This window comes from Chryseobacterium phosphatilyticum, assembly GCF_002899825.2.
Classification (GTDB): Bacteria; Bacteroidota; Bacteroidia; order Flavobacteriales; family Weeksellaceae; genus Chryseobacterium; species Chryseobacterium phosphatilyticum.
The window spans coordinates 151,307-176,555 of the sequence record NZ_PPED02000006.1; the positions used below are offsets into that span (position 1 = coordinate 151,307).

Consider the following 25,249-nt stretch of genomic DNA (forward strand, 5'->3'; position numbering starts at 1 on the left):
TTCATGAATAGAATAGTATTTTTCTCAAAAGAAGATTTTATATCATATCCTATGATGAATAAAATCAATGAATTTTTTGAAAATAACTTATACAGAAAATCGTCTTATTCTATTAATGATATTCTTGAACTTCATCACATTTGTAATTATATAGATAATGATTTTACTCACAATGATTGGAATGATGATAAAATAGAAGAATATAAGTTGCAGATTAAAGATTTTAAGAAAGATATTAATCTTTATTACAATAAGTTGGAACCGCAACAGATTGTTGACTTCTATGATAGTATTGATTATAATTATTGTGAATCTTTTTGGTTATTAGTTAACCGATTTGAAACCTATAAAAAGATTAAATCTTCAGATTTAAAACTATTATTCGTAAAACAAAAATTTGATATTAATGACATTCTCTATTGTAATAGGATTGTACTTTTTTTCGAAGAAGAAATTCGAGATTATTTTTTATCAAATGAAAGAAATGCGGAAAATCTTTTAAACTATTATGAATCAAACCACGATAGTAAACCTAAGGAAAAATTCTATCCTAAATCTCTTACCCTCATTGATAGAGAGAATCTAATTAATAAATATATTGATTCTGAAAACGTAAATCTTAATTATATTAGATTAATAGAAAAAAATAAAGATTCCGAATTTTTAAAAATTAGTGATAAAACACGTCTTAAAGCAAAAAGATTATCAAGGAAATTAAATGATGAATTATTTGATAGTAATAATGCAACAGTAGTATGCAGAGGCGTATCTCTTTCTAAAGATCAGGAAGAAATTTCGAAAATCACTTTTAAAGATGGGACACAAATAATTTCATACAGTGAAAAGAGATTATTAGAAAACATCGATGAGATTTCATTATTTAAGAATTTTAGATCTATATTTGGTTTATTGGATTTTCAAGGATGTATTGATTCTGTTTCAAAATCAGCGCAGATTGATACTCTTGAAAAGGTTTTCATGAGATCTAAAAATGAATTTCTAATATCTGCCCATTTTCAGGATAAGACTTTAATTGGCACTTTGAAATTTCAAATTTACACCCATTTTTTAGAATCTATTAACATAAAGGTTGAAACCATTTTAGAACATTTTGTTAACATCTATATTAATAGTAAATTCAATATTAATGGTTTCAAATTATACCTTCCTACTCTCTCAAGTACTTCGTTAGAAAAGATCCGTCTAATTGTACCGGAATTTGAATCATTGATAGAACAATACAAACTGTACGTGCATGATGATCATATAGATTTTGAATTATTGCAGATTACTACGAAAACATCTGGATTTGAGAAAATTCCATCACTGATGGAAAGAAAGTATGTTTATCCCACAGGAGATGAATATCTAAAATTAAGTCATAATTTTTTCGCTGATACAAGTTTTCTATTTAATTATAAAAAGTATGGCAAAAAATATACTTGTTTCTTTCATCTTATTACCTCAGAAAATATTACAATGGAGGATTTTGAGGACAATCGCAAATTTTATATACAACAATTTATTGATGAAAGCTATCTTAAAGTTGATGAGAATGGATGGATAAAACCTTACAATGAAAAATTGCTTACAATAATTGGTATCTTACGAAATAATGATGTTATGAGCTATTGGTATTTCCCAGAAAATATCAGAAATGAAATTGATAAAATGGAAATACAAAAAATGGTTTCTTTTTCAGGCTCATTATTCTCTAAATCTGAACAAGATTATTTTAATTTCTATCTTAATAATCGATTCTCAAATGGTTTATGGTTAAGAAATAAATATGTACATGCCACAAATAGCCACGATGAAAAGGAACAGGAAAATGATTATAATATATTATTAAAATTATTGGTTATACTAGTTCTAAAAATAGATGATGATTTGAATATTGCAAGAAGTATTATTATAGCAGATATGAATAAAAAAGACAAAAATAAAGGAGAAGTAGAAATATAAAATCTTCTTTTTGTTCTAAGAATTTAGAGAATCCTTTATAGCGTCAATAGTATTGTTAACAGAATTAAAAAAATATTATTGATAAGCACATGGATATCAATAGTTGATTTTTCACCCATAAGCAATAAAAGTTTTCGTTATAGTTTCATATACAAAATAAGTATATTTTTATTAAAGAGTTATGTCAACTATAAAAAACTTGCAACTTTCTTGCAAGAAAATAAAAAAGACACTTGCAAATATGTAAGTGTCTGATTTTATGTGGTCCCACCTGGGCTCGAACCAGGGACCACCTGATTATGAGTCAGGTGCTCTAACCAACTGAGCTATAGGACCTCAAAACTTGGTTAAATTTTGTGTTTGCAAAAATAGTAAAATTTCTTTCACCACAAAATTTTTTATTGCTTTTCTTGGCAAAGTTCTACCAGTACGCCGTTTGTAGACTTGGGATGAAGAAAGACAACTAATTTGTTATCAGCACCTTCTTTCGGTTCTTCAGAGATAAACTGAAATCCTTCTTTTTTTAATCTTTTTACCTCCTCCAGGATATTTTCAACCCCAAAAGCTAAATGATGGATGCCTTCCCCTTTCTTTTCTATAAATTTTGAGATAGGACTTTCAGGATTACTGGCTTCCAACAGCTCAATTTTACTTTCTCCCGTTGCATAGAAAGATGTCACAACCCCTTCCCTTTCTACCGTTTCCTGCTTATAAGATTCTTTTCCTAATAATCTGGTAAAAAGCTCATCAGAGACTCCCAAAGATTGTACTGCAATACCAATATGTTCTAGTTTCATAAAGACTGATAAATATAATTAAATCGTAAATTTGATACCGGAACAGAATTTCAAAGTATCAATTCAAACAAAAGTACTAAATTTGCATAAATTATGGAAAGTAACAGACAAAGAAAAGTAGCACAGATTATTCAGGAAGACTTCGCAGAGCTTTTCCGCAAACAGGCTTCAGAGAGCAAACAGAGCATATTGGTATCTGTTTCAGATGTAAAAGTAACTGCTGACCTGGGAATTGCTAAAATTTATTTAAGCATTTTCCCACAGGAATTCCGTACTGCCGTGATGAAGGAGATTGAAGAGAATAAACCTCAATACAGAAACTTCATCGGCCAGAAAATGGCAAAACAGGTACGTATCATTCCACAGCTTAACTTCTACCTGGATACCGCTCTTGATGATGTTGAAAAACTGGAGAGAGAATTAAGAGGCGAAGGCGACAATCCTGTTTTATAGATCTTGAAGAATATTGCATTTTACATAGCATCCAGATACCTTTTGGCTAAAAAAGGCAGTACTGCCGTTACGTTTATTACGTGGCTAGCTGTAGGTGCCATGACGGTTGCTGTGACTGCAATGTTCGTTATTATTTCCGTCTTTTCCGGACTTGAAGATTTGAACAAGGATCTTATTTCAAATCTGCATGCAGATCTTACGTTGAAAAGTACTTCCGGAAAAACCATCAAAAATCTGGATAAAGTGAATACAGCTTTATCTGCCAATAAAGAAATTAAGAGCTTCTCCCGTGTTATTGAGGAAAAAGTATACATCAGTTTCAATGGGAAAGGCGATATTGCATATTTAAGGGGGGTTGATTCCGCATACATTAAAGTAAATCCTATTAATAAGGATATATTCTACGGAACGTATCCCAGCTTCAAATATTCGAATGAGGTATTAATGGAAAATAGCCTGGACAACAGGTTATCCATTCCTGTTGATTCATCCAACAACTATGCGACGATCTTTATGCCTAAGCCGGGAACCGGTATCATCAATAAAGAAGAAGACATCTATAACAAAAGGGATATTTCTGTAACAGGAGTGTTCCCCGGAAAAGACCAGTTGGACAGTTATATCATCTCTCCTATTGAACTTACCGAGGAATTATTAAGTCTTCCAAAAAAGTCGGCCTATCAGATTGTCATCAAATTGAAAAATCCAGAAAATGCAGATGCTGTAAAGCAAAACCTGCTGACTTCGCTTGGAAAAACAATTGAAATCAAAACCAAAGAAGAAGAAAATGCAGCCTTCTGGAAGATGATCAATACAGAAAAACTGTTTATCTATCTTATATTTGCACTGGTTATATTTATTACCACTTTTAATCTTGCAGGAGCAATTATTATCTTACAACTTGATAAAAAAGAACAGGCAAAGTCCCTTATTTCACTAGGCTTTCCTTTAAGTCATTTAAGAATGACCTATTTCTACACAGGAATCCTTATAGTAATTTCTGGCGTGATCACCGGTCTGATATGTGGAACCGCATTATGCTACTTCCAGTTGTACACAGAATTCTTCAGAGCCAATGAGGTACTTCCCTTCCCGGTAAAAATTGTTGGAAAAAACTATCTTATTGTAGCCCTTACTGCATCTGTATTTGGAATCGCCATTTCATGGTTCTTTTCAAAGATCAGCAAAGAGTATATTACTAAAAGTTAATATATAACATCTATACATTTCAGTAAATTAATCCGTTACGTTTCACTTTTTTTGTACATTTACGCCCCAATTTAAAAAAAATGAAACGACTTCTATCTTTTTTCTTATTAAGCTTTGCATTCATTAATGCGATCGCACAAATACCAGCGGGATACTATGACCCGGCCAATGGTTTAACAGGTGCTCCTTTAAAAACGGCTCTGAAAAACATCATAGAAAACGGACATGTAGACCATGGATATGACGGACTATGGACAGCTTACCTTACTACAGATCGTGATTACTTTTATGAAAACGACGGAACCATTTTAGACATTTACTCAGAAAAGCCTAATGGTCCTGATCCTTATAATTATGTACCGAATGTTAAACGATGTGGAAATTATAGTAGTGAAGGAGATTGCTATAACCGTGAACATATTGTTCCTCAAAGTTTATTTAATGAAAACTCACCAATGGTTGCAGATGTTCATTTTATTCGTGCTACCGATGGAAAAGTAAACGGTATGAGATCAAATTATCCTTTTGGTAAAGTAGGAACGGCTTCTTTTACTTCTCTTAATCAATCAAAATTAGGTAACTCTGCTTCACCCGGATATTCAGGAATTGTATTTGAACCGATTGATACTTTTAAAGGAGATGTTGCCAGAATGATTCTGTACTTTGTGACAAGATATGAAGCTAAACTCTCTACATTTTCAACAGGAAATATGTTAGGAGGTTCTGCTTTCCCGGGGTTACAACCATGGGCTCTTCAGCAATATCTGCTATGGCACCAAATGGACCCGGTATCTCCTGAGGAAATAGCAAGAAACAACGCATCATATACTTACCAGGGAAATAGAAATCCATTTATTGATCACCCTGAGTATGCCGCACAGATCTGGGGAACCCCTGTTTTGGACACAACACCTCCAACAGCAGCAACAAACCTTGTAGCAAGCAACCCAACTTCAAATTCTATTGCACTGGCATGGACAGCAGCAACAGATAATATCGGAGTAACATCTTATGATATATATGCAAACGGCACTCTAAAAACTACAGTAACCGGGACATCAACTTCAACTATAGTAACAGGTCTGTCTCCTCTTACATCATATACATTCTATATTATTGCTAAGGATGCTGCAGGAAATCCTTCTCCACAAAGTACCACTGCTACAGAAACGACACTTGACGGTCCTGTTGGTGGAAATTGCGGAACAGAAGATTTCAGTGGTATTCCTGGTAGCGACAATGGTTATGATACAAGAACATGGACAAATAATAGCATAACATGGACAGCAACAGATGCAAGAGTTGATCAGACGATCAATGGTAAGGCAATCACCATCAGAAATGGAATCTTAACAAGTTCAACACTTTCCGGAGGAATCCAAAGCCTGACATTAACAACACAATTAAAATTCGGAGGAAGCAATGGTAATTTCAATGTCTTTATCAATAATGTGAATGTAGGAACAATTCCTTATAGCGCAGCAGTAAAAACAACAACCATTGATAATATTAATGTGACGGGAGATATTGTTATTAAACTTACCAATTCATCTACATCAAACAGAGTTGCTCTGGATGACCTGAGCTGGACATGTTATAGCGGATCATTAGCAACCGTGGAAGCTCAGAAGAACAAATCTGATTTCACAATCTACCCTAACCCGGTAAAGCATAATGAATTATTTGTAAAAGGAGAAAATCTTAGTAAAATTACAAAAGTTGACATCTATGACGTTTCAGGAAAATTAATTGATACTGTAGTGAACCCTTTCAGACATTCAAACAGAATTAATCTTAAAGGAATGACAAAAGGAACATATATTCTGAAAGCAGACCAATTTTCTACTAAATTTATGGTAGAATAAATATTAAAAATATTTCACTTTAAAAGACCGGATTTGTCCGGTCTTTTTTTTATTTTTGATCATATGGATTCCACTAAAAAATTAGGACTGATAGGAAAAAATATTTCCTATTCTTTTTCTAAAAAATTCTTCGAAAACAAGTTTCAAAAGCTTATGCTTAAAGAATTTTCTTACGATATTTTCGATCTCAATGAAATCAATGAAGTAGAAAAACTTTTTTCTTACCCGGAACTTTTAGGTTTCAATGTAACAATTCCTTACAAAGAAAAAATCATTGATTATCTTGACGAACTGAGCGATGAAGCTGAAAAAATAGGAGCTGTAAATTGTGTTCTTATTCAAAACGGAAAAAAAACCGGATACAACACTGATGCATTCGGCTTTGAAAAGACTCTTCTTCTTCACAGGAAATCATCCCACGACAAAGCTTTAATTCTTGGAAACGGAGGTGCAGCAAAGGCGGTAAAATATGTGCTTGATAAACATAATATACCTTCAGAAACCATTTCCAGAAGCACGGAAATTACCTTTGAAAATCTCGGTCAGGAAACAGTTCAGGAACATAAAATAATCATCCAATGTACTCCCGTTGGCACATTTCCTAATGTAGAAGATTGTCTGAATTTTCCTTTTGAAGGACTTTCTTCAGATCATTTGGTTATTGATCTGATATACAATCCCAACTATACCCAATTTATTATCAAAGCCTCAGAAAAAGGAGCAAAAACGGTAAACGGCTATTACATGCTTGAACAGCAAGCAGAAAAAGCTTGGGAAATTTGGAATTTTTAAAAAAAATAACATAAATTAGTACTTTAATTGGCCTTACAGCTATAATTTGAAGGATATTAACGCCACTCACATAAAAGATTTGCTATGATTACAGAAAACAATCTTTCTGAAAACGAAGAAAAGAATCCTAACAAAGTACCTCAAGAAACATCAGAAAACACCACGTCTCCTGATGCCAATCACCATGAAGATGAAGCTGAACATCTGGAGGAACATGATGATGTTGAAATTTCTTTAGCGGATGCTTTAAAGGAAATGGAAAAAATCATTAACACTCCCAACGCCGGTGAGAATTTTAGAAGATTCAACCTGTTGAAAGAGAAAGCAAATCATTACATCCACGATGAAGTGGAAGATAAAAAGCATGAATATGTGGATGCCGGAAACGCTCCTGAAAATTTCAGTTATGAACACTCGTCTCAAACCAAATATTCTGCTTTAGTCAATATTTTCAGGGAAAAACATGACGACTTCCAGAAAGGTCAGGAAGAAGAACAAAAGAAAAACCTTGAACATCGCCAGAATATTATTGAAAGACTTAAAAGTCTATATACAAGCTCAGAGCCGGGTATCAACCTCTTCAAATCGATCCGTGAGGTCAAAGAAGATTGGTCAAGAGCTGGGCAAGTAGCCAAGTCTGAATTTAAAATACTAAACAATAACTATTTCCATCATTTGAATCAATTTTATCAAATGCTGGATCTGAACAAAGAATTCCTGGAACAGGAATACAGCCACAATCTGGAGAAAAGACAGCATATCATCGCCCGTGCCAAAGAATTGGAAAACGAGCCGGTGATTCAGAAAGCACTTAATGAGTTACAGTATCTTCATAAACTTTGGAAAGAAGAAGCTGAGCCTGTGGCTGAAGAATTCCGCGAAAAAACCTGGGAAGAGTTCAAAGAAATTTCCAATAAGATTCACGAAAGAAAATCTGAACTTTCCGCTGTAATCGAACAAGAACAAGCGGCAAACCTTGAGAAGAAAAATCAGATCATTGCAGAAATAAAAAAACTTTCAGAACCTTCTGAAACGCCCAATCACAATTATTGGCAAAATGCTATCAAAACAGTTGAAAATCTGCGCTCTGACTTCTTAAAAACCGGAAGTGTTCCCAGAAAATTATCCAACCAAAACTGGAATGATTTTAAAACAACCCTTAGAGGATTCAATACTACAAAAAACAATTATTATAAATCCTTAAAAGGTTCTCAGCAGGCTAATCTGGAAGAAAAGTTAAAATTAATTCAGACGGCTCAGGATAATCAGAATAATGAAGAGTGGGATATTGCTGTACCATTATTCAAAAAACTTCAGGAAGACTGGAAAAAAATCGGCCACGTTCCAAAAAGCATGACCAATAAGATCTGGGATGAATTTCGTGATGCATGTAACGCCTTTTTCAATAATTACAGAGAGAAGAGTAATACTTCCACAGATAACTGGAAAGAGAATTACAAAAATAAAAAAGCCCTTCTTGATGAATTGAAAATGGTAACCAACGAAGAAGGAAGTATCGAAAAAATCGAACAAATTAAAACTTCATGGAACAATATTGGAAAAGTTCCAAGAGATAAGATTTCAATCAACACTGAATTCAATAAGACTTTAAGAGAAAAATTGAAAATCAATAAAATCAACGAGCTGGAGTTGAAAGAAGAAGGATTATCTGAAAACCAACTTACTGACAAAGCAAGAAAGATTAAAAATCAAATTTCCGATCTTGAAGCTGAAATCGTTAAGCTTGAAAACAACCTTGCTTTCTTTAATAAACCATCACGAGAAAATCCTTTATTGAAGGACACTTACAACACGATTGATGAGAAAAAAGCTCATTTGGAAACATTAAAACAAAATCTCCACAATATTATTTCCGGAGACTAATTTTTAATAAAATAACTAAAGGCGGAGCAAAGCAATTTGTCTTCGCTTTTTCTTTTTACAAACATGAACACAGACGAATTATACATTAAAAGATGCATTGAACTAGCCCAAAAGGCTTTGGGAAAAACCTACCCTAACCCTCTTGTGGGAAGCGTAATCGTTCATAACGGAGAAATTATCGGAGAAGGCTATCATCATAAGGCAGGGGAAAACCATGCGGAGATCAACGCTATTAATTCTGTCAAAAATAAAGATCTCATTCCCGAATCAACAATTTATGTTTCATTAGAACCTTGTGCTCATTACGGAAAGACACCTCCTTGTGCTTTAAAAATTAAAGAATTAGGATTTAAAAAAGTGGTCATTGGAGCAATGGACTCTCATGACAAAGTTAACGGAAAAGGAAAGAAAATCATTCAGGATGCAGGAATTGAAGCTGTTTCCGGAATTCTGGAACAAGAATGCATCGAACTGAATAAAAGGTTTTTTACTTATCATGAAAAGAAAAGGCCATATATTATTTTGAAGTGGGCAGAATCCGGTGATGGTTTTTTAGATAAAGATTTTAAGCCTACCGCTGTTTCCAATACCCTGGTGAATCAGTTTGTACATCAATTAAGGGCAAACGAACATGCCATATTAGTCGGAACCCAAACAGCATTAAATGATAACCCAAGCCTGACAGTCAGAAATGTGAAAGGAGTAAACCCTGTCAGAATTTTGATTGATTTTGATTTAAAAGTTCCAAAGACTTTCTCTATTTATAATCATGAAGCAAAAACATTGGTTTTAAACTCCGTCAAAGAAGGAACAGAAGCGCATATTCAATTCATAAAAACCGGAAAAGACAACTTCCTTTATGATTTAATGGACTCTTTATATAAAGAACAGATACAATCTGTCATTATCGAAGGTGGTCGTTTTACTTTACAGCAATTCATTGATGCCGATCTTTGGGATCAGGCTATTGTAATTAAAAATGAAAATTTACAATTGGAAAATGGAACCCAGGCTCCTGAATTTACTCATACGGCCTATAAAAAAGAAGAGTTCAGAGATAATGTAATTTCCTTTTATAAAAATTAGTCGTGTCTATTAATCACCAGTATAAAATTAAAAACTGCCTCCAATATGAGGCAGTTTGATTTTATGGTAATACCAGATTAACTTCTGCAGTCTGCTGATTGCGTATAATACTTACCTTCAATTTTCCTTTCCATTTTGAAACCTGATAAATCTTTATAAGATCATTAACAGTTTTAATCGACGTATTGTCTATAGTTCTAATAACATCTTTTTCAAGGAATCCAGCTTTGCGTAATGGACTTTCGGCTTCCAATTTCATAATAACAACTCCATTTTCATCAGGCAAACCATAAGCAGACCTGTCTCCCAATCCATATACTGATTTTACTGTAGTGCTCAGAAAGCTGACCGTTTTGCCACCACTATCATTTTCTGTATGAATTATCAGTGCAGGATATTCCGGTACAGCAGCTATCTTTTTTAATGCAGGAATTTGCACTCCAAACTGATCCATGGGAAAGTTTTTAAAACCAATACGCATAGCTGGAGAATTACCACTCACTCTATAGTCTCCGGTTTTTGAATTTATAAAATCTACACTACCGGCAATACTATGTACATCAGTACCTCTCTTCTGTGCATTTTGCAATACCTCAAGATCCGGCAAGAGATTATAATCAACATCTTTCCCCCAATCATCAATTCCAATAGGAGCATAGGGTGTCATGACAATATTATGAAGAAAACTGTCTTTACTGTTTCTAAACCAAACATGCGGATGAAAGCTATTATTGATCATAATATTGTTTTCTACTTTCCGCTTAAACCCCTCCCGAAGCTTCAGACCTCCGTTCAACAATACATTATTATAGATTGAATAGTTGGAAGAACCATCATCAAGATCAATATCCCAGCCATGATCACAACGAAATCTGTTGTTTCGAATGAAAGTAGTTTGTACCGCATCTAATAAAATCAATTCAGGATGCTTACCTGTTATACTATCCATATACCTTCTGGAAGGACTCCAGTACCTATCTCTTCCCCACGAGTTAAAAGCGCCGTGATCACCCGTTTCCAAAACAGTATTAAACACGTCATTGAATTCAAGGATATGCCCACCAAAAGCACCATCACCTATATTAACTCCGGCTCTGGGTGTATTATAAATACTGTTGTACCGTACATCAATCTGTGACGCAATATCAATCTGTATACCTGCAGACTGCTTTTCAATCATACCTATATCATGAATGAGATTATTCTCCGCAATACATTGTTGAGGATAATGAGCCGATCTGGAACCCGGTGTTTTATCTAATTTTTCGTAAAGAACATAATCTTCGTATGTAAAAGAAGGTGAACGAACAGCGTCAGTATTTCCAATAAAAGATATTCCGCTGGCTCCTGCTCCACTAATATAATTTCCTTGTATAATATCTCCTTTGTTGTATCCGCTCAACATAATAGCATTGCCGCCAACATCTATAAACTGACAGCCTGTGATTTTTACATTTTGTGTATTTTCCAGAAGCAGACTTCCTCCTCTGTAAATAGTCCAGTCACTTCTTAAAAGCGGTTCCTGAGTTTCCATAAAACTCCGTTCATTATGCAGAAAGACAATATTTTTGAATTCTATATCTGATATTGGTCTCTTCTCATCACCAGCTACCTGTATACTGTTCTTATAACGGGAAACTTCTACAGTAGCCTTAGATAAATCAGTTTCCTCATAAGGATAATAATAAAGGAGACCCTTTTCTCTATCCAAAAACCATTCTCCGGGAACATCCAACTCTTCAAAAATGTTTTCAACAAAACGATATTGCTTATGTAATGGAGACGGCCGATTATTTTGCCAACCACCTTTTAATTGCAATTCTCCTTTTTCATCAATCCCTTCTATTTGATAATGGAGACCACCCCATTCTCCCGAATGAAGCCCATGAACATAGCCACCTTTCGGATTTTTCCAGTGGCGAATACGTTCAGGGTTAATAGCATCAGCTGAAGTTCCGTTGAAAACCCGGGCTTTAACATCATAATTCGGATAACGGGCTAATATTTGTGGTTTCCGATTGATAAAAAGTCTCTCAAAAACAGCATTTTTGGAAACTACTGTAACATAAATTCCGTTTTTATACAATTTCCAGCTTGGTTTTAATAATTGACCTGCACTTAAAAAAGCCTGCTCACCAGGATATGATTCGATAAGAAGAGATTGAGTCCTAGTAGTCCTATGATCCAATACAATAGGCTTTTCAATATAATAGGTACCCTGCCTGAAATAGATCTTAACATTTTTCCCGACAGCTTTTTCAAGTTCTTTTATTGCCCGTTCGGGAGTTCTGAAAGGTTTTTCTAAACTTCCGGTATTGCGATCATTCCCACTAATAGCCACATATATTTCAATCTGCGCTTGTGTAAATAAAAATGGTAAAAAAAAACCTATTAATAAAAGTAGTTTGTTTTTCATGCGGATCAGATGTTTTAGAAATGGAACATCCTCCACTTCTGTCGATTACATAAGATCTAAAAATAATAAAACCCCTATCTAATCATTCAAATCAATTGAACTTTTTAAAAAACCGCGCTTAAAAGGTAGAAATTCCAAAAAAATACTGAAAATAAAACACTTAAAATATAATCTTAAGAAATATCTTACTGTTGTTCTTATTAAAAGATACACTCAAAAAAACAAATTGCATATAAGTCAACAAAATTCCCTACCTTATTTTATAATAATTGACAGGATTTATAAAGCATTTAATATTTTTGCAAATACAAAGCCGGTATACAAATGACGTTTGAGTACAAAACCATAGAAAAACCCATTGAAAATACACTTTTAAAAGAAAAAGGAAGCAAATTTATCGGATTTGCTTATCCAGTGAATAATGAAAGTGAATTGAAAAACGCCTTGGAAAAGGTTCGCGAAGAACATCCCAAAGCAACACACCATTGTTATGCTTTCAGAATGGGTCTGAATGGAGAAAATTATAGAGCCAATGACGACGGAGAACCTTCAGGGAGTGCAGGTCTTCCTATTTATAACCAATTATTAGCCCATGAGATTACAAATGTCCTGGTTATTTCAGTCCGCTATTATGGAGGAACAAAACTGGGGGTTTCAGGGTTAGTAAAAGCCTACAAAGAATCTGCAAAGATCACTTTAGAAGAAGCCAATATCATTACAAGAGAGCTGGAAACTAAGATTGAAATACAATTCAATTTTAATCAGCAGAATACCATTTTTACGCTGCTTTCAAAATTCGATGCTAAAGTCTTACATTTCGACGCCAACGAAAATTGCATTCTTACAGCATCATTAAAATTAGTACAAAAAGAAAACATCTCGGAAAAATTATCCGAGATGCAATATGTTTCATTTGAATTTAAAGATTAATCTCTTCTTCCACCAAGAAGTAATGAGCCCCAATAAAGAAGTTGTGCCAGAGATCCAAGGGCAGCTACTACATAGGTTCTTGCAGCCCACTTCAAACTATCTTGTACTCCTACAAATTCTTCTGTAGTTACGGTTCCGGTATCCTTAAGCCATTTCATAGCTCTGTTACTGGCATCATATTCCACAGGCAACGTTACAAAGGCAAATAGAGTTGTCATCGCAAACATTGCTACTCCAATTGCCAGGACTGTAGTATTTCCATTAGGATTTTCAATACTTCTTGAAGCAGCCATTACTGCAATACCAGCAATAAGCACAAACTGCATCAGATTAGAACTTATATTAACAATCGGAACGAGTTTTGAACGCAGGTTCAACATTGAATACCCCACAGCATGCTGTACAGCATGTCCGCATTCATGTGCTGCTACAGCCGCAGCTGCAGCATTTCTCTGCATATAAACTCCTTCTGAAAGATTTACTGTTTTATCTGCCGGATTATAGTGATCCGTCAACTGTCCGGGAACTGATATTACCTGAACATCATTGATCCCGTTATCTCTCAACATTTTTTCTGCTACTTCTTTTCCCGAAAGGCCATTTCGAAGATGTACATTGGAATAATATTCAAATTTAGATTTCAACCTTGATGAAACCCACCAGCTCACTAGCATTGAAATTCCAATAATGATATAATAACCCACCATTTTATATAGATTTTGTGTTCAATTTTTACTCATAATGATATAAAAACTGTGCCAAAGTATTAGATATTATTATTTATATTTGTCCTTAAATTTACGCACAAAGAACATGTCTACAGTTTCAATTATTGAAGTAAAAACAGCCGGTCAGCTCATGCAATTCGTAAGGTTTCCTATGGATCTGTACAAGAATAACTCGTACTATGTTCCGTCGTTTATCAATGACGAAATCAATATCTGGAATGCTGCAGAAAATCCTGCTCTTCAATATTCTGAAGCCAAACAGTATCTCGCCTATAAAAATAATAAAATTGTAGGGAGAATTGCTGTCATAATCAATCATAAAGAAGAGAAAGAATTAGGGATTCAAAAAGTACGTTTTGGATGGATTGATTTTATTGATGATGAAGAAGTTTCAACGGCATTAATCCAAAAAGCAATAGATTATGCCAGAGAAAAAAAAATCCACAAAATCGAAGGGCCAATGGGCTTCACGAATCTTGACAAAGCAGGGATGCTGATCAAAGGCTTTGATCAGCTGGCAACCATGATCGGTATCTACAATCACGAATATTATCCTAAGCATCTTGAAAAATTAGGATTAATGAAAGAAAAAGAATGGGTGGAATTCGAAATTATTTTCCCGGAAATTCTCCCTGAAAAAATCCATAAATTCAACCAGTTAATTTCCGAAAAATATAAACTTAAGGTTCTGAAATTCAAAACAAAAGAAGAAATCATCCAATATGTCGATCCTATGTTTGATCTTCTGGATGAAACCTACAAACACCTTTCTACCTACACTCCTATTTCTGACGAACAACGTAAGACCTATAAGGAAAAATATTTCAAACTTATTGACAAAGATTTTATCGTGTGTATCGCTGATGAGAATAATCATTTAATTTCATTTGCTATTACCATGCCTTCTTACTCAAAAGCTTTACAAAAATCAGGTGGAAAGCTCCTTCCATTTGGATGGTGGCATTTTTTAAGAGCCGGAAAGAAAAATGACAGAGCCAATTTCTATCTGATCGGCATTCATCCCGACTACCAGCGAAGAGGGGTTACTTCTATTATTTTCAAGGAAATCTGGGATATATTCAGAAAAAAAGGAGTAAAATTCCTTGAAACCAACCCGGAACTGGAAGAAAATAAAAGCATTCAACTGCTATGGCAGGATTATAACCCGGTGAATCACAAAAGGAGAAGAACGTATTCAAAAGAAGTCAATGAGTAATGGTATTGTGTAAAATATATCAACCATTATGAATTCTGATTATTTTAATTAATTCTAAACTCTCAAACAAAAACTCTCATGAAACCACATCTCATTATCTTCGCCATATTAATTGCAGGATTCATCGTTTACAACTTCTTTTTTCAGTCGCCGGATGATAAAACAAATACGGTGATTAATATCCTTTTTGCCAGTATACTTTTTGGATATATCTCATTCATGGCCTACTCTCTCCTTAAAAAAATGAAGAAATAGCCTGTTATTTTTATTGATTCTAAATTATCGGTTTTCCCTATTTTCATCCTACTTTTAAGCTGATAAATTTCATGCTTTATTGTTTATTCGTTAAATTTGCAAATTGAGATAATAATGCAAAAATGAATTTACCTGAAAGTTATATTCCAATCCTTATCCAGGCTGGTGTAGCAGTAGGATTTGTAGCAGTTTCTTTGCTTGGAGCACATTTTCTTGGGCCACAACAGAAAAAAGGAAACTCTGTAAAAAACCAAAGCTGGGAATGTGGAGTTCCTGTAGAAGGAAATGCCAGAACGCCGTTTTCTATCAAGTACTTCCTGACTGCGGTATTGTTCGTACTATTCGATATTGAAATCGTATTTTTTTATCCCTACGCGGTAAACTTCAGAGAATTCGGCATGGAAGGATTCTTAGCAGTGCTTACATTCGTAGCCATCTTCTTCATGGCGTTTTTCTATGTATGGAAACGCGGTGCGTTAGATTGGGATAAATAAATTTTAACATTAAAAGATTGAATTTATTTAAATAATTTAAAGATTGCTAAGGTCTTATTTTTTAATCTTTAAATATTTTAATCTTTAAATATTTACTAAAAATGTCAGATAAAAAACCAGTAATAAGAACAGATGCACCTGCTCCGGAAGGATTTGAAGGAGAAGGGTTTTTCGCAACAAAACTGAGCAGTGTAATCGGGATGGCAAGAAAGTTTTCACTTTGGCCATTGCCATTTGCAACCTCTTGTTGTGGTATTGAGTTTATGGCTACCCTGAACCCTACCTATGATGCTTCAAGATTTGGAATGGAAAGAAACTCTTTCTCTCCAAGACAAGCAGATATGCTGATGGTTTGTGGAACTATATCAAAGAAATTAGGACCAGTCCTAAAAGAAGTATACACTCAGATGGCTGAACCAAAATGGGTTGTAGCTGTGGGAGCCTGTGCTTCCAGCGGTGGTATTTTTGATACCTATTCTGTACTTCAGGGAATTGATAAAATTATTCCGGTTGATGTATATGTTCCCGGATGCCCTCCAAGACCTGAACAGATCATTGAAGGGGTAATGCAGGTACAAGCTCTTGCAGAAAGCGAAAGCATCAGAAGAAGAGATATGCCTGAATATCAGAAATTATTAGATTCTTACAACATAAGCAACTAAACGGAAATGACAAACGAATTTGTATTAGAAGCAATCACAAGAGAATTTCCGGAATCTGTTATCTCCAGTTCAGAACCTTATGGGATGCTGACGATTGAGGTGAAGAAAGAAGATATGAAAAAGATCATTCATTATCTTAAAGATTCATCTCTGGAAATCAAATTCCTTACAGATATCTGTGGAATCCACTATCCTGAATTCCCGGAAAAGGAAATTGGGGTTGTATACCATTTACAAAACATGATGACTAATTTCAGATTACGTCTGAAAATCTTTATGTCAAGAGAAAATATTGAAGTAGATTCTCTCGTTGATCTATATGCCGGGGCCAACTGGATGGAAAGAGAAACCTATGACTTTTATGGGATTAAGTTTAAAGGACACCCGGATCTCAGACCTATTTTAAATATGGAAGATCTTGGATACCACCCAATGTTGAAGGAATATCGCCTTGAAGACGGTACAAGAACAGACAAGGATGATCAAATGTTCGGAAGATAAAAAGCGAATGGCCAATGGCGGCTAGCCAATAAGCCAGAAGCAAATAGCTAAAAGCAATCATTATGAAAGATAACTCATTATCTAATATACTAAACCAGTACGAAAGTAAGGAACAGATTGACGGACAATTATACACCCTCAATTTAGGACCTACCCACCCTGCGACTCACGGGATTTTTCAAAACATCTTAACAATGGATGGTGAGAGAATTCTTCACGCTGAGCAAACAGTAGGATACATCCACAGAGCATTTGAGAAAATTTCTGAAAGAAGAAACTACTCTCAGATCACTACCCTTACTGACCGTATGAATTACTGTTCTGCACCCATCAACAATTTAGGTTGGCACATGACAGTAGAGAAACTAATCGGCGTAGAAGTTCCAAAACGTGTAGACTATATGCGTGTTATCCTAATGGAATTGGCTAGAATTGGTGACCACCTTATCTGTAACGGGGTAACCGGAATGGACTCAGGAGCAATTACAGGTCTTACCTATATGTTCATCGAAAGAGAACGTATTTATGATATGTATGAGCAGATCTGTGGAGCAAGGATGACTACCAATATGGGAAGAATCGGAGGATTCGAAAGAGATTTCACACCTAAGTTTCATGAGTTATTGAAAGATTTCTTAAAAACTTTCCCACCAAGATTCAAAGAATTCTGTACATTATTGGAAAGAAACAGAATTTTCATGGACAGAACCATCGGTACAGGAGCTATTTCTGCCGAAAGAGCTTTAAGCTACGGATTCACAGGCCCGAACCTACGTGCAGCAGGAGTAGATTACGATGTAAGAGTTGCACAGCCATATTCATCATACGAAGATTTCGACTTTATTATTCCTGTAGGAACTTCAGGAGATACTTACGACCGTTTCATGGTTCGTCAACAGGAAATCTGGGAATCAATCAAAATTATCAAACAAGCATACGAAAATCTTCCGGAAGGACCATTCCATGCGGATGTTCCTGATTTCTATCTTCCTGAAAAGGCAGATGTATATCAAAAAATGGAAGCATTAATTTACCATTTCAAAATTGTAATGGGAGAAACCGATGTACCTAAAGGAGAAGTGTACCATGCGGTAGAAGGTGGAAACGGAGAATTAGGTTTCTATCTTGTGAGTGACGGAGGAAGAAGTCCTTACAGACTTCACTTCAGAAGACCTTGTTTCATCTACTATCAGGCCTACCCCGAAATGATTACAGGTTCTGTGATCTCGGATGCCATTGTAACGATGTGTAGTATGAATATTATTGCGGGAGAATTAGACGCATAAAAAAAAGAAGATGTCAGACGTCAGATTTCAGATGTTAGACTCTTCGCTTTATATAAAAATTTAAAATCTGATGTCTGAAATCTGGCATCTGAAATCTTAGATAAAAAATGAGCGAAACAATAGCTTTTAAACCGGAAAGTTTAGCACAGGTACATAAAATTATCGCAAGATATCCTGAAGGAAGACAGAAATCTGCTCTTCTTCCTGTACTTCACCTGGCACAAAAAGAATTCGGAGGGTGGTTAGATGTTCCTGTGATGGATTATGTTGCCGGACTATTAAGTATCAAACCGATCGAAGTATATGAAGTGGCTACTTTCTATACCATGTTTAACATGAAGCCTGTTGGTAAGTATGTTTTGGAAGTTTGCAGAACCGGACCTTGTATGGTATGTGGAAGCGAAAAAATTCTTGATCATATCAGAACCAAACTGAACATTAAGGATGGCGAAACTACTGAAGATGGAATGTTTACCTTAAAGCCTGCTGAATGTCTTGGAGCATGCGGATATGCACCCATGTTGCAGCTTGGAAAATTCTTTCATGAAAATTTAACGATAGAAAAAGTAGATGAAATCCTTGATCTTTGCAGACAAGGACAAATTGCTTTAGACTAAATAAATTTTAATAAATTAAAATAGCCTTAAGCTAGAAGCCACAAGCCAATAGCCAACCGCTAAAAGCATAATAAACAATGAGTAAAAAACTTTTACTTAAAGACGCACATATAGAAGGTATTCGCTACTTTGAAACGTACCGCAAACAGGGAGGTTACACTGCAGCAGAGAAAGCCTTGAAAATGACTCCTGACGAAATTCTTGAAGAAGTAAAAACTTCAGGATTAAGAGGTCGTGGTGGAGCAGGATTCCCTACTGGGATGAAATGGAGCTTTTTGGCAAAACCGGAAGGCGTTCCAAGACACCTTGTTGTCAATGCAGATGAATCTGAGCCGGGAACATTCAAGGACAGATATTTGATGGAATTCCTTCCTCACCTATTGATAGAAGGAATGCTAATTTCATCTTACTGTTTAGGTTCCAATGTTTCTTATATCTACATCCGTGGAGAATATTCATGGATCCCGGATATTCTGGAGGAAGCAATTGAAGAAGCTAAAGCAGCAGGATTTTTAGGTAAAAATATTTTAGGAACAGGTTTCGATCTTGAAATCTATGTACAGAGAGGTGGCGGAGCATATATCTGTGGTGAAGAAACTGCATTGCTTGAATCCCTTGAAGGAAAAAGAGGTAACCCAAGATTAAAACCACCATTCCCGGCTGTAAAAGGTCTTTGGGAAAGGCCAACAGTAGTAAACAACGTTGAATCTATTGCCGCAATTGTTCCAATCATTGATATTACAGGTGCTGAATATGCCAAAATTGGTGTAGGTAGATCTACAGGTACGAAATTGATTTCTGCTTGTGGAAATATCAACAAACCGGGTGTATACGAAATTGATATGACGATCACGGTAGAAGAATTCATCTACTCTGATGAATACTGTGGGGGTATTAAAGACGGAAAAAAATTAAAGGCTTGTATTCCTGGAGGAAGTTCTGTTCCGATTGTTCCGGCTAACTTATTGCTGAGAACCGTGAACGGAGAGCCGCGATATATGAACTATGAATCATTGGCTGATGGTGGTTTTGCTACCGGAACAATGATGGGTTCAGGAGGTTTCATTGTTTTGGATGAAGACCAATGTATCGTAGAACACACCATGACGTTGGCGAGATTTTATCACCATGAAAGTTGTGGACAATGTACTCCTTGCCGTGAAGGAACGGGATGGATGCACAAGATTTTAAAGAAAATCGAGAAAGGAGAAGGAAAAATGGAAGATATCGATCTACTTTGGGATATCCAGAGAAAAATCGAAGGAAACACCATCTGTCCATTAGGAGATGCAGCAGCCTGGCCGGTTGCAGCAGCTATACGTCACTTCAGAGATGAATTTGAGTGGCATGTAAAAAATCCTGAGTTATCTCAGACTCAAAACTATGGATTGGCACATTATGCAGATCCTATTCCAGCTGTTGAAAAAAATGCTTAGAATGAAAAAATTATTGGTAGTCGGCTTAATGATGTCAAATTTTGTATTTGCACAGAACACGAAAAATGATACTGTACAATACAATAGATCTGTTGAAGAGGATTTAGCATATGTAAGTAGTGAAAAGCAGGAGATTAAGGCTGCAAAAAAGGAAAAGCCTTTACCATTAAGTAAAAAAGGTCAGGTCTTTCTTTTCTATGGATGGAACAGAGCTGCCTATAGTAATTCTGACATCCATTTTTCAGGAAACGGTTACGATTTCCAATTGAATAATGTAACAGCGCAAGACAGACCTACAAAGTTTGGTATCGTCTATTTTGATCCGAGTTGGTTCACCGTAACACAATATAATTTCAGAATAGGATATTTTATTAAAGATAATTTAGCGCTGGTACTTGGTATAGATCATATGAAATATGTGATGGATCAGAACCAGACCGTTGGATTCAAAGGTCATATTTCAGATCCTCAGTATGCAGGAATGGTAGAGAACGGGCAGGTGAATTTAGCAGATGAAAAATTCCTTACTTTCGAGCATACAGACGGATTGAATTATGAAAATCTGGGTCTTGAAAAATACAAGAATCTTGTTCATAAAAAAAATATAGATTTAGTATGGTCTTACGGAGCCGGGATCGGATTTATGTTTCCGAAAAGTAACGTAAAGCTTTTTGGAAATGAAAGAAGTGATCGTTTTCACGTTGCAGGTTTAGGAACCGATATCAGATCCAGTCTTAACCTGGTTTTTTGGAAAAACTGGATGATCAGAGTAGAAGGAAAAGCCGGTTATATTAATATGTGGGATATTAAAACCACATTAAACAATAAACCAGATAAAGCACGCCAGGATTTTGTTTTCGGACAAGTTCTAGCAGGAGTGGGATATACATTTAATACGAAAAAATATAAATAACAAAGCCTATTGCTTAATGCATAAAGCTTAAAGCATATAATATGAGCGAAGAAGTTAAAAAATTCAAAATAACTATAGACGGTCAGACTACCGAAGTTATGCCTGGTACTTCTATTTTGGAAGCAGCAAGACAGATCGGTGGTAAATCTGTACCTCCTGCAATGTGTTACTACAGTAAATTAGAAACCAGTGGAGGAAGATGCAGAACATGTCTTGTAGAAGTTTCTAAAGGATCTGAAGCTGATCCGCGTCCTATGCCGAAGTTAGTAGCCAGCTGCAGAACAAATGTGATGGATGGGATGGAAGTAAAAAACCTTACTTCGGAGAAAGCTCAGGAAGGAAGAAAGGCGGTTACCGAATTCTTACTGGTCAATCATCCACTAGACTGCCCTGTTTGTGATCAGGCTGGTGAATGCCATCTTCAGGATCTTGGCTACGAACACGGAAACCTTGAGACAAGAACAGAATTCGAAAGAAATACTTACGAAGCTGATGATCTTGGACCGAACATCAAACTGAATATGAACCGTTGTATTCTTTGTGCAAGATGTGTATTAGCAGCAAACCAATTAACAGGTGAAAGAGAGCACGGTATCCTTTTCAGAGGAGATCATGCTGAGATTTCAACGTATTTAAATAAAGCTTTAGACAATGATTTTATCGGAAACGTTATCGACGTTTGTCCGGTAGGAGCATTAACAGACAGAACTTCCCGTTTTGCAAGCAGAGTATGGTTCACAAAACCAATGAATGCTACTTGTAAATGTGATAAATGCTCAGGAAAAGCTGTAGTCTGGATGAAAGGTGATGAGATTGTAAGGGTAACTGCAAGAAAAGACCAGTGGGGTGAAGTAGAAGAATTCATCTGTGATACATGCCGTTTTGAAAGAAAAGTTTTATCAGACTGGAACATCGAGGGTCCTAGACATATCGACAGACACTCTGTTATTTCATTGAACCACTACGAAAAGCCTAAAGATGAGCTAAGAGTTCTGGACAATCCTATGGCTAAAGAAATCAGTGAAAAAGACGAAAAATAATTTTAATAAAGACAATTAGATTTCAGACACAAGACATCAGACTTAACCTCATATCTAGTATCTGACATCTCACATCTAAAAATCTTTACAATAAAAAATGGATTTACTTACATTTAAACTTATACTTGTATTAGCACTTTTCCTGCTATCGTTAACGATTGCAGCCTACTCTACCTGGGCAGAAAGAAAAGTTGCCTCTATCATGCAGGATAGAATCGGACCTAACAGAGCTGGACCTTTCGGATTACTGCAACCTCTTGCTGACGGTGGAAAATTCTTCTTTAAAGAAGACTTCACACCTGCCAATGCTGAAAGATTCCTTTTTGTATTGGGGCCAGCTTTAGTAATGTTTATTTCATTGATCACAGGAGCTGTTATTCCCTGGGGTAAAAGTTTAAATATTGCAGGTACATCTTTTGATCTTCAGGTTGCTAACATCGATGTTGGGGTCCTTTTCATTATAGGAATGGCTTCAATCGGGGTATATGGAATCATGATCGGGGGTTGGGCTTCGAACAACAAATACTCATTATTAGGTGCTATCCGTGCTTCTTCTCAGATGATTTCTTATGAATTGGCAATGGGATTGGCGCTTCTTTCTATCATCATGATGGCTGGAAGTTTAGATTTAAAAGTAATTACTGAAAACCAGACTCACGGAAAACTATGGGGAATCATTCCCTGGGTTTCCGGTATGAACTGGAACATTTTCTATCAGCCGGTTGCTTTCCTTGTTTTCTTTGTAGCAGCTTTAGCAGAAACCAACAGACACCCGTTCGATTTACCAGAGTGTGAATCTGAATTGGTAACAGGATATTCTACGGAATACTCTTCCATGAAATTGGGATTATATATGTTCGGGGAATACGTGAACATGTTTATTTCTAATGCTTTCATGGTTGTTCTTTTCTTCGGAGGATATAATTATCCTGGTATTGAGTGGGTAACTCAGAACTGGGGTGAAAATACTGCAGGCATCTTGAGTATCGTAGCATTTTTAACGAAAACGGTAATCGGAATTTTGATCTTCATGTGGATCAGATGGACGCTTCCAAGATTCAGATATGACCAGTTAATGCACTTAGGATGGAAAACATTAATCCCAATGGCATTGGTAAATCTATTGATTACAGGAGCTGTAATTTTAGCATTCGCCAACTAAGAAAATTTGAAAATGAGCTGATTTGAAAATTTGAAATGAAATCAAAGTTTTATCTTTAGCCTATCATATTCAATCATCAATATTAAATAATTAAGATAGCAGACAAGATTAGTCTAAAATCTGGTGTCTAACATCTAATATCTATAATTAAATGAAACTTACAAACAGATCAAAAGTTGTTTCCAATAAAGAAATGACCCTTGCTGAAAAAATCTACCTTCCTGCAATCTTTACAGGAATGGGGATTACATTTAAGCATGCTGTAAGAACCGTGATAAAGGGTGCTCCCGCAGTATATTCGTATCCGGAAGTACAGAAGCCAAGAACGACTATCTGGAGAGGCCAGCACGTTTTGAAAAGAGACGAAGAGGGCAGAGAAAGATGTACTGCTTGCGGACTTTGTGCGGTAGCTTGTCCTGCAGAAGCCATTACAATGACTGCTGCTGAAAGAACTAAAGAGGAAAAAGATCTTTACAGAGAAGAAAAATATGCCTCAGTATATGAAATCAATATGCTAAGATGTATCTTCTGCGGAATGTGTGAAGAAGCTTGTCCTAAATCTGCAATCTATCTTACTGACAGATTGGTAGACGTAGAAACCAACAGAGGTTCTTTCATTTATGGAAAAGATAAACTAGTTGAAAAAATAAATGAAAGGATTGACATCACGACAAGACAATCCGAGAAACAAAAAAATGCGGTAAAATAATGGATCAGTTTTTATTTTTCTTGGTGGCGTTTTTAGCAGTGGCAAGTGCAGTTTACTTTGTATTTGCAAGAAATCCTTTATATGCTATTTTGTCATTAATTGTTACGATGTTTTCAATTGCAGGAATGTACATTCTTTTGAATGCACAATTTTTGGCAATTATCCAGATTATAGTGTACGCAGGTGCCATCATGGTACTTTTCCTTTATATCTTAATGATGCTTAACCTTAATAAAGCAGACGAAAGTAAGAAGAACAATGTCTTAAAATTTGTTGGAGTTTTTACCGCGGGTCTTCTTTTGGTTGGAGTATTAGGAGTATTCAGAGGAATAAAAGACAATCACATTGTTGTTGAAAATGTAGACAGAGGGGTTGGTCTTACAAAAAATCTGGGTAGACTTTTGTTTAATGAATATGTTTTACCGTTTGAGCTTGCTTCCATCCTAATTTTGGCAGGTATTGTAGGCGCGGTATTAATCGGTAAAAAAGATTTATAAAATTATGGGAGAAGTAAATACATTTATACAAAGCATCCCTTTGAACTACTTCATCATCCTTTGTTCAGTATTATTCTGCTTAGGCGTGATGGGCGTATTGCTTAGAAAAAATGCTATTGTGATTCTGGGCTGTGTAGAGCTTATGCTGAATTCTGTAAACCTTTTGTTAGCAGCATTTTCAGCGTATAAAGGCAACGGCGACGGACAACTTTTAGTTTTCTTCATTATGGTGGTTGCAGCTGCGGAAGTAGCAGTAGGTTTGGCAATTATTGCTATGCTGTATAGAAATACCCGTTCTGTAGATGTTAGTATATTTAATAAATTAAGAGGATAAGA

At 35.6% G+C, this 25,249-nt stretch carries 25 protein-coding genes and 1 tRNA gene; 22 read left to right on the forward strand and 4 right to left on the reverse strand.

Features of this window, described 5'->3' with window-relative positions; translation table 11 throughout:
• Positions 1–3 precede the first annotated feature (3 nt).
• Positions 4–1,965, forward strand: coding sequence for a hypothetical protein (locus tag C1631_RS20825; protein WP_123966753.1), 1,962 nt, complete (start codon positions 4–6; stop codon positions 1,963–1,965).
• A gap of 262 nt (positions 1,966–2,227) precedes the next feature.
• Here C1631_RS20825 and C1631_RS20830 read toward each other — a convergent pair.
• Positions 2,228–2,301 (reverse strand) — tRNA-Ile (locus C1631_RS20830).
• A 62-nt stretch (positions 2,302–2,363) separates the two neighbouring features.
• Positions 2,364–2,762 (reverse strand): methylmalonyl-CoA epimerase, encoded by a 399-nt coding sequence (gene mce / locus C1631_RS20835; protein WP_109713989.1) that lies wholly within the window; start codon positions 2,760–2,762, stop codon positions 2,364–2,366.
• Positions 2,763–2,855: 93 nt separating this feature from the next.
• On the opposite strand from mce, the gene rbfA reads away from it, so the two are divergent.
• From rbfA to ribD, 6 genes are all read left to right on the forward strand, one after another.
• Positions 2,856–3,215, forward strand: a complete 360-nt coding sequence (rbfA, locus tag C1631_RS20840) for a 30S ribosome-binding factor RbfA (protein ID WP_027373534.1) — start codon at positions 2,856–2,858, stop codon at positions 3,213–3,215.
• Between the two features lie 3 nt (positions 3,216–3,218).
• Positions 3,219–4,424 (forward strand): ABC transporter permease, encoded by a 1,206-nt coding sequence (locus C1631_RS20845; protein WP_103249261.1) that lies wholly within the window; start codon positions 3,219–3,221, stop codon positions 4,422–4,424.
• Positions 4,425–4,504: 80 nt separating this feature from the next.
• Positions 4,505–6,289 carry an endonuclease gene (locus C1631_RS20850; protein ID WP_103249260.1) on the forward strand — a complete coding sequence of 595 codons (1,785 nt, stop codon included), beginning with the start codon at positions 4,505–4,507 and terminating at the stop codon, positions 6,287–6,289.
• Between the two features lie 63 nt (positions 6,290–6,352).
• Positions 6,353–7,081, forward strand: a complete 729-nt coding sequence (locus tag C1631_RS20855; RefSeq protein ID WP_109713991.1) for a shikimate dehydrogenase family protein — start codon at positions 6,353–6,355, stop codon at positions 7,079–7,081.
• Positions 7,082–7,165: 84 nt separating this feature from the next.
• Positions 7,166–8,965, forward strand: coding sequence for a DUF349 domain-containing protein (locus C1631_RS20860; protein ID WP_109713994.1), 1,800 nt, complete (start codon positions 7,166–7,168; stop codon positions 8,963–8,965).
• Positions 8,966–9,028: 63 nt separating this feature from the next.
• Positions 9,029–10,051 carry a bifunctional diaminohydroxyphosphoribosylaminopyrimidine deaminase/5-amino-6-(5-phosphoribosylamino)uracil reductase RibD gene (gene ribD, locus C1631_RS20865; protein WP_103247735.1) on the forward strand — a complete coding sequence of 341 codons (1,023 nt, stop codon included), beginning with the start codon at positions 9,029–9,031 and terminating at the stop codon, positions 10,049–10,051.
• 61 nt (positions 10,052–10,112) lie between these two features.
• On the opposite strand, the gene C1631_RS20870 is transcribed toward ribD, so the two are convergent.
• Positions 10,113–12,467, reverse strand: coding sequence for a PDZ domain-containing protein (locus C1631_RS20870; protein WP_103247734.1), 2,355 nt, complete (start codon positions 12,465–12,467; stop codon positions 10,113–10,115).
• Between the two features lie 324 nt (positions 12,468–12,791).
• On the opposite strand from C1631_RS20870, the gene C1631_RS20875 reads away from it, so the two are divergent.
• Positions 12,792–13,397, forward strand: a complete 606-nt coding sequence (locus C1631_RS20875; protein WP_103247733.1) for an IMPACT family protein — start codon at positions 12,792–12,794, stop codon at positions 13,395–13,397.
• On the opposite strand, the gene C1631_RS20880 is transcribed toward C1631_RS20875, so the two are convergent.
• Entirely contained in the window at positions 13,394–14,104 is a 711-nt protein-coding gene (locus tag C1631_RS20880) for a zinc metallopeptidase (RefSeq protein WP_185144687.1), read from the reverse strand. The genes C1631_RS20875 and C1631_RS20880 overlap by 4 nt on opposite strands.
• Before the next feature lie 106 nt (positions 14,105–14,210).
• Here C1631_RS20880 and C1631_RS20885 point away from each other — a divergent pair, with 106 nt between their 5' ends.
• From C1631_RS20885 to nuoK, 14 genes are all read left to right on the forward strand, one after another.
• A complete protein-coding gene (locus C1631_RS20885; protein ID WP_109713996.1) occupies positions 14,211–15,341 on the forward strand; it encodes a GNAT family N-acetyltransferase in 1,131 nt (376 codons plus the stop codon).
• Between the two features lie 78 nt (positions 15,342–15,419).
• On the forward strand, positions 15,420–15,596 hold the full coding sequence (locus C1631_RS24235; RefSeq protein ID WP_165828353.1) for a hypothetical protein: 177 nt from the start codon (positions 15,420–15,422) through the stop codon (positions 15,594–15,596).
• A 122-nt stretch (positions 15,597–15,718) separates the two neighbouring features.
• Positions 15,719–16,090, forward strand: coding sequence for an NADH-quinone oxidoreductase subunit A (locus C1631_RS20890; protein ID WP_002983537.1), 372 nt, complete (start codon positions 15,719–15,721; stop codon positions 16,088–16,090).
• A gap of 101 nt (positions 16,091–16,191) precedes the next feature.
• Entirely contained in the window at positions 16,192–16,752 is a 561-nt protein-coding gene (locus tag C1631_RS20895; protein ID WP_034712360.1) for an NADH-quinone oxidoreductase subunit B, read from the forward strand.
• A 6-nt stretch (positions 16,753–16,758) separates the two neighbouring features.
• Positions 16,759–17,253 (forward strand): NADH-quinone oxidoreductase subunit C, encoded by a 495-nt coding sequence (locus C1631_RS20900; RefSeq protein ID WP_109713998.1) that lies wholly within the window; start codon positions 16,759–16,761, stop codon positions 17,251–17,253.
• A 62-nt stretch (positions 17,254–17,315) separates the two neighbouring features.
• Positions 17,316–18,539, forward strand: coding sequence for an NADH dehydrogenase (quinone) subunit D (nuoD, locus tag C1631_RS20905; RefSeq protein WP_034693431.1), 1,224 nt, complete (start codon positions 17,316–17,318; stop codon positions 18,537–18,539).
• 107 nt (positions 18,540–18,646) lie between these two features.
• Positions 18,647–19,156, forward strand: coding sequence for an NADH-quinone oxidoreductase subunit NuoE family protein (locus tag C1631_RS20910; RefSeq protein WP_103247731.1), 510 nt, complete (start codon positions 18,647–18,649; stop codon positions 19,154–19,156).
• 77 nt (positions 19,157–19,233) lie between these two features.
• A complete protein-coding gene (gene nuoF, locus C1631_RS20915) occupies positions 19,234–20,592 on the forward strand; it encodes an NADH-quinone oxidoreductase subunit NuoF (protein ID WP_103247730.1) in 1,359 nt (452 codons plus the stop codon).
• Position 20,593: 1 nt separating this feature from the next.
• Positions 20,594–21,505 (forward strand): hypothetical protein, encoded by a 912-nt coding sequence (locus tag C1631_RS20920; RefSeq protein WP_109714090.1) that lies wholly within the window; start codon positions 20,594–20,596, stop codon positions 21,503–21,505.
• 41 nt (positions 21,506–21,546) lie between these two features.
• Entirely contained in the window at positions 21,547–22,545 is a 999-nt protein-coding gene (locus C1631_RS20925) for an NADH-quinone oxidoreductase subunit G (RefSeq protein WP_103249117.1), read from the forward strand.
• A gap of 97 nt (positions 22,546–22,642) precedes the next feature.
• The gene (gene nuoH / locus C1631_RS20930; RefSeq protein ID WP_109714000.1) at positions 22,643–23,707 is read left to right on the forward strand and encodes an NADH-quinone oxidoreductase subunit NuoH; all 1,065 of its coding nucleotides are present in this window, start codon (positions 22,643–22,645) and stop codon (positions 23,705–23,707) included.
• A 151-nt stretch (positions 23,708–23,858) separates the two neighbouring features.
• Positions 23,859–24,416: a NuoI/complex I 23 kDa subunit family protein gene (locus C1631_RS20935; protein ID WP_065400508.1), complete on the forward strand. Its 558-nt coding sequence runs from the start codon at positions 23,859–23,861 to the stop codon at positions 24,414–24,416.
• Positions 24,416–24,913, forward strand: a complete 498-nt coding sequence (locus tag C1631_RS20940) for an NADH-quinone oxidoreductase subunit J family protein (protein WP_109714002.1) — start codon at positions 24,416–24,418, stop codon at positions 24,911–24,913. Before C1631_RS20935 ends, C1631_RS20940 begins: the two co-directional genes overlap by 1 nt.
• 4 nt (positions 24,914–24,917) lie before the next feature.
• A complete protein-coding gene (nuoK, locus tag C1631_RS20945; protein WP_045492868.1) occupies positions 24,918–25,247 on the forward strand; it encodes an NADH-quinone oxidoreductase subunit NuoK in 330 nt (109 codons plus the stop codon).
• Positions 25,248–25,249: the final 2 nt, after the last annotated feature.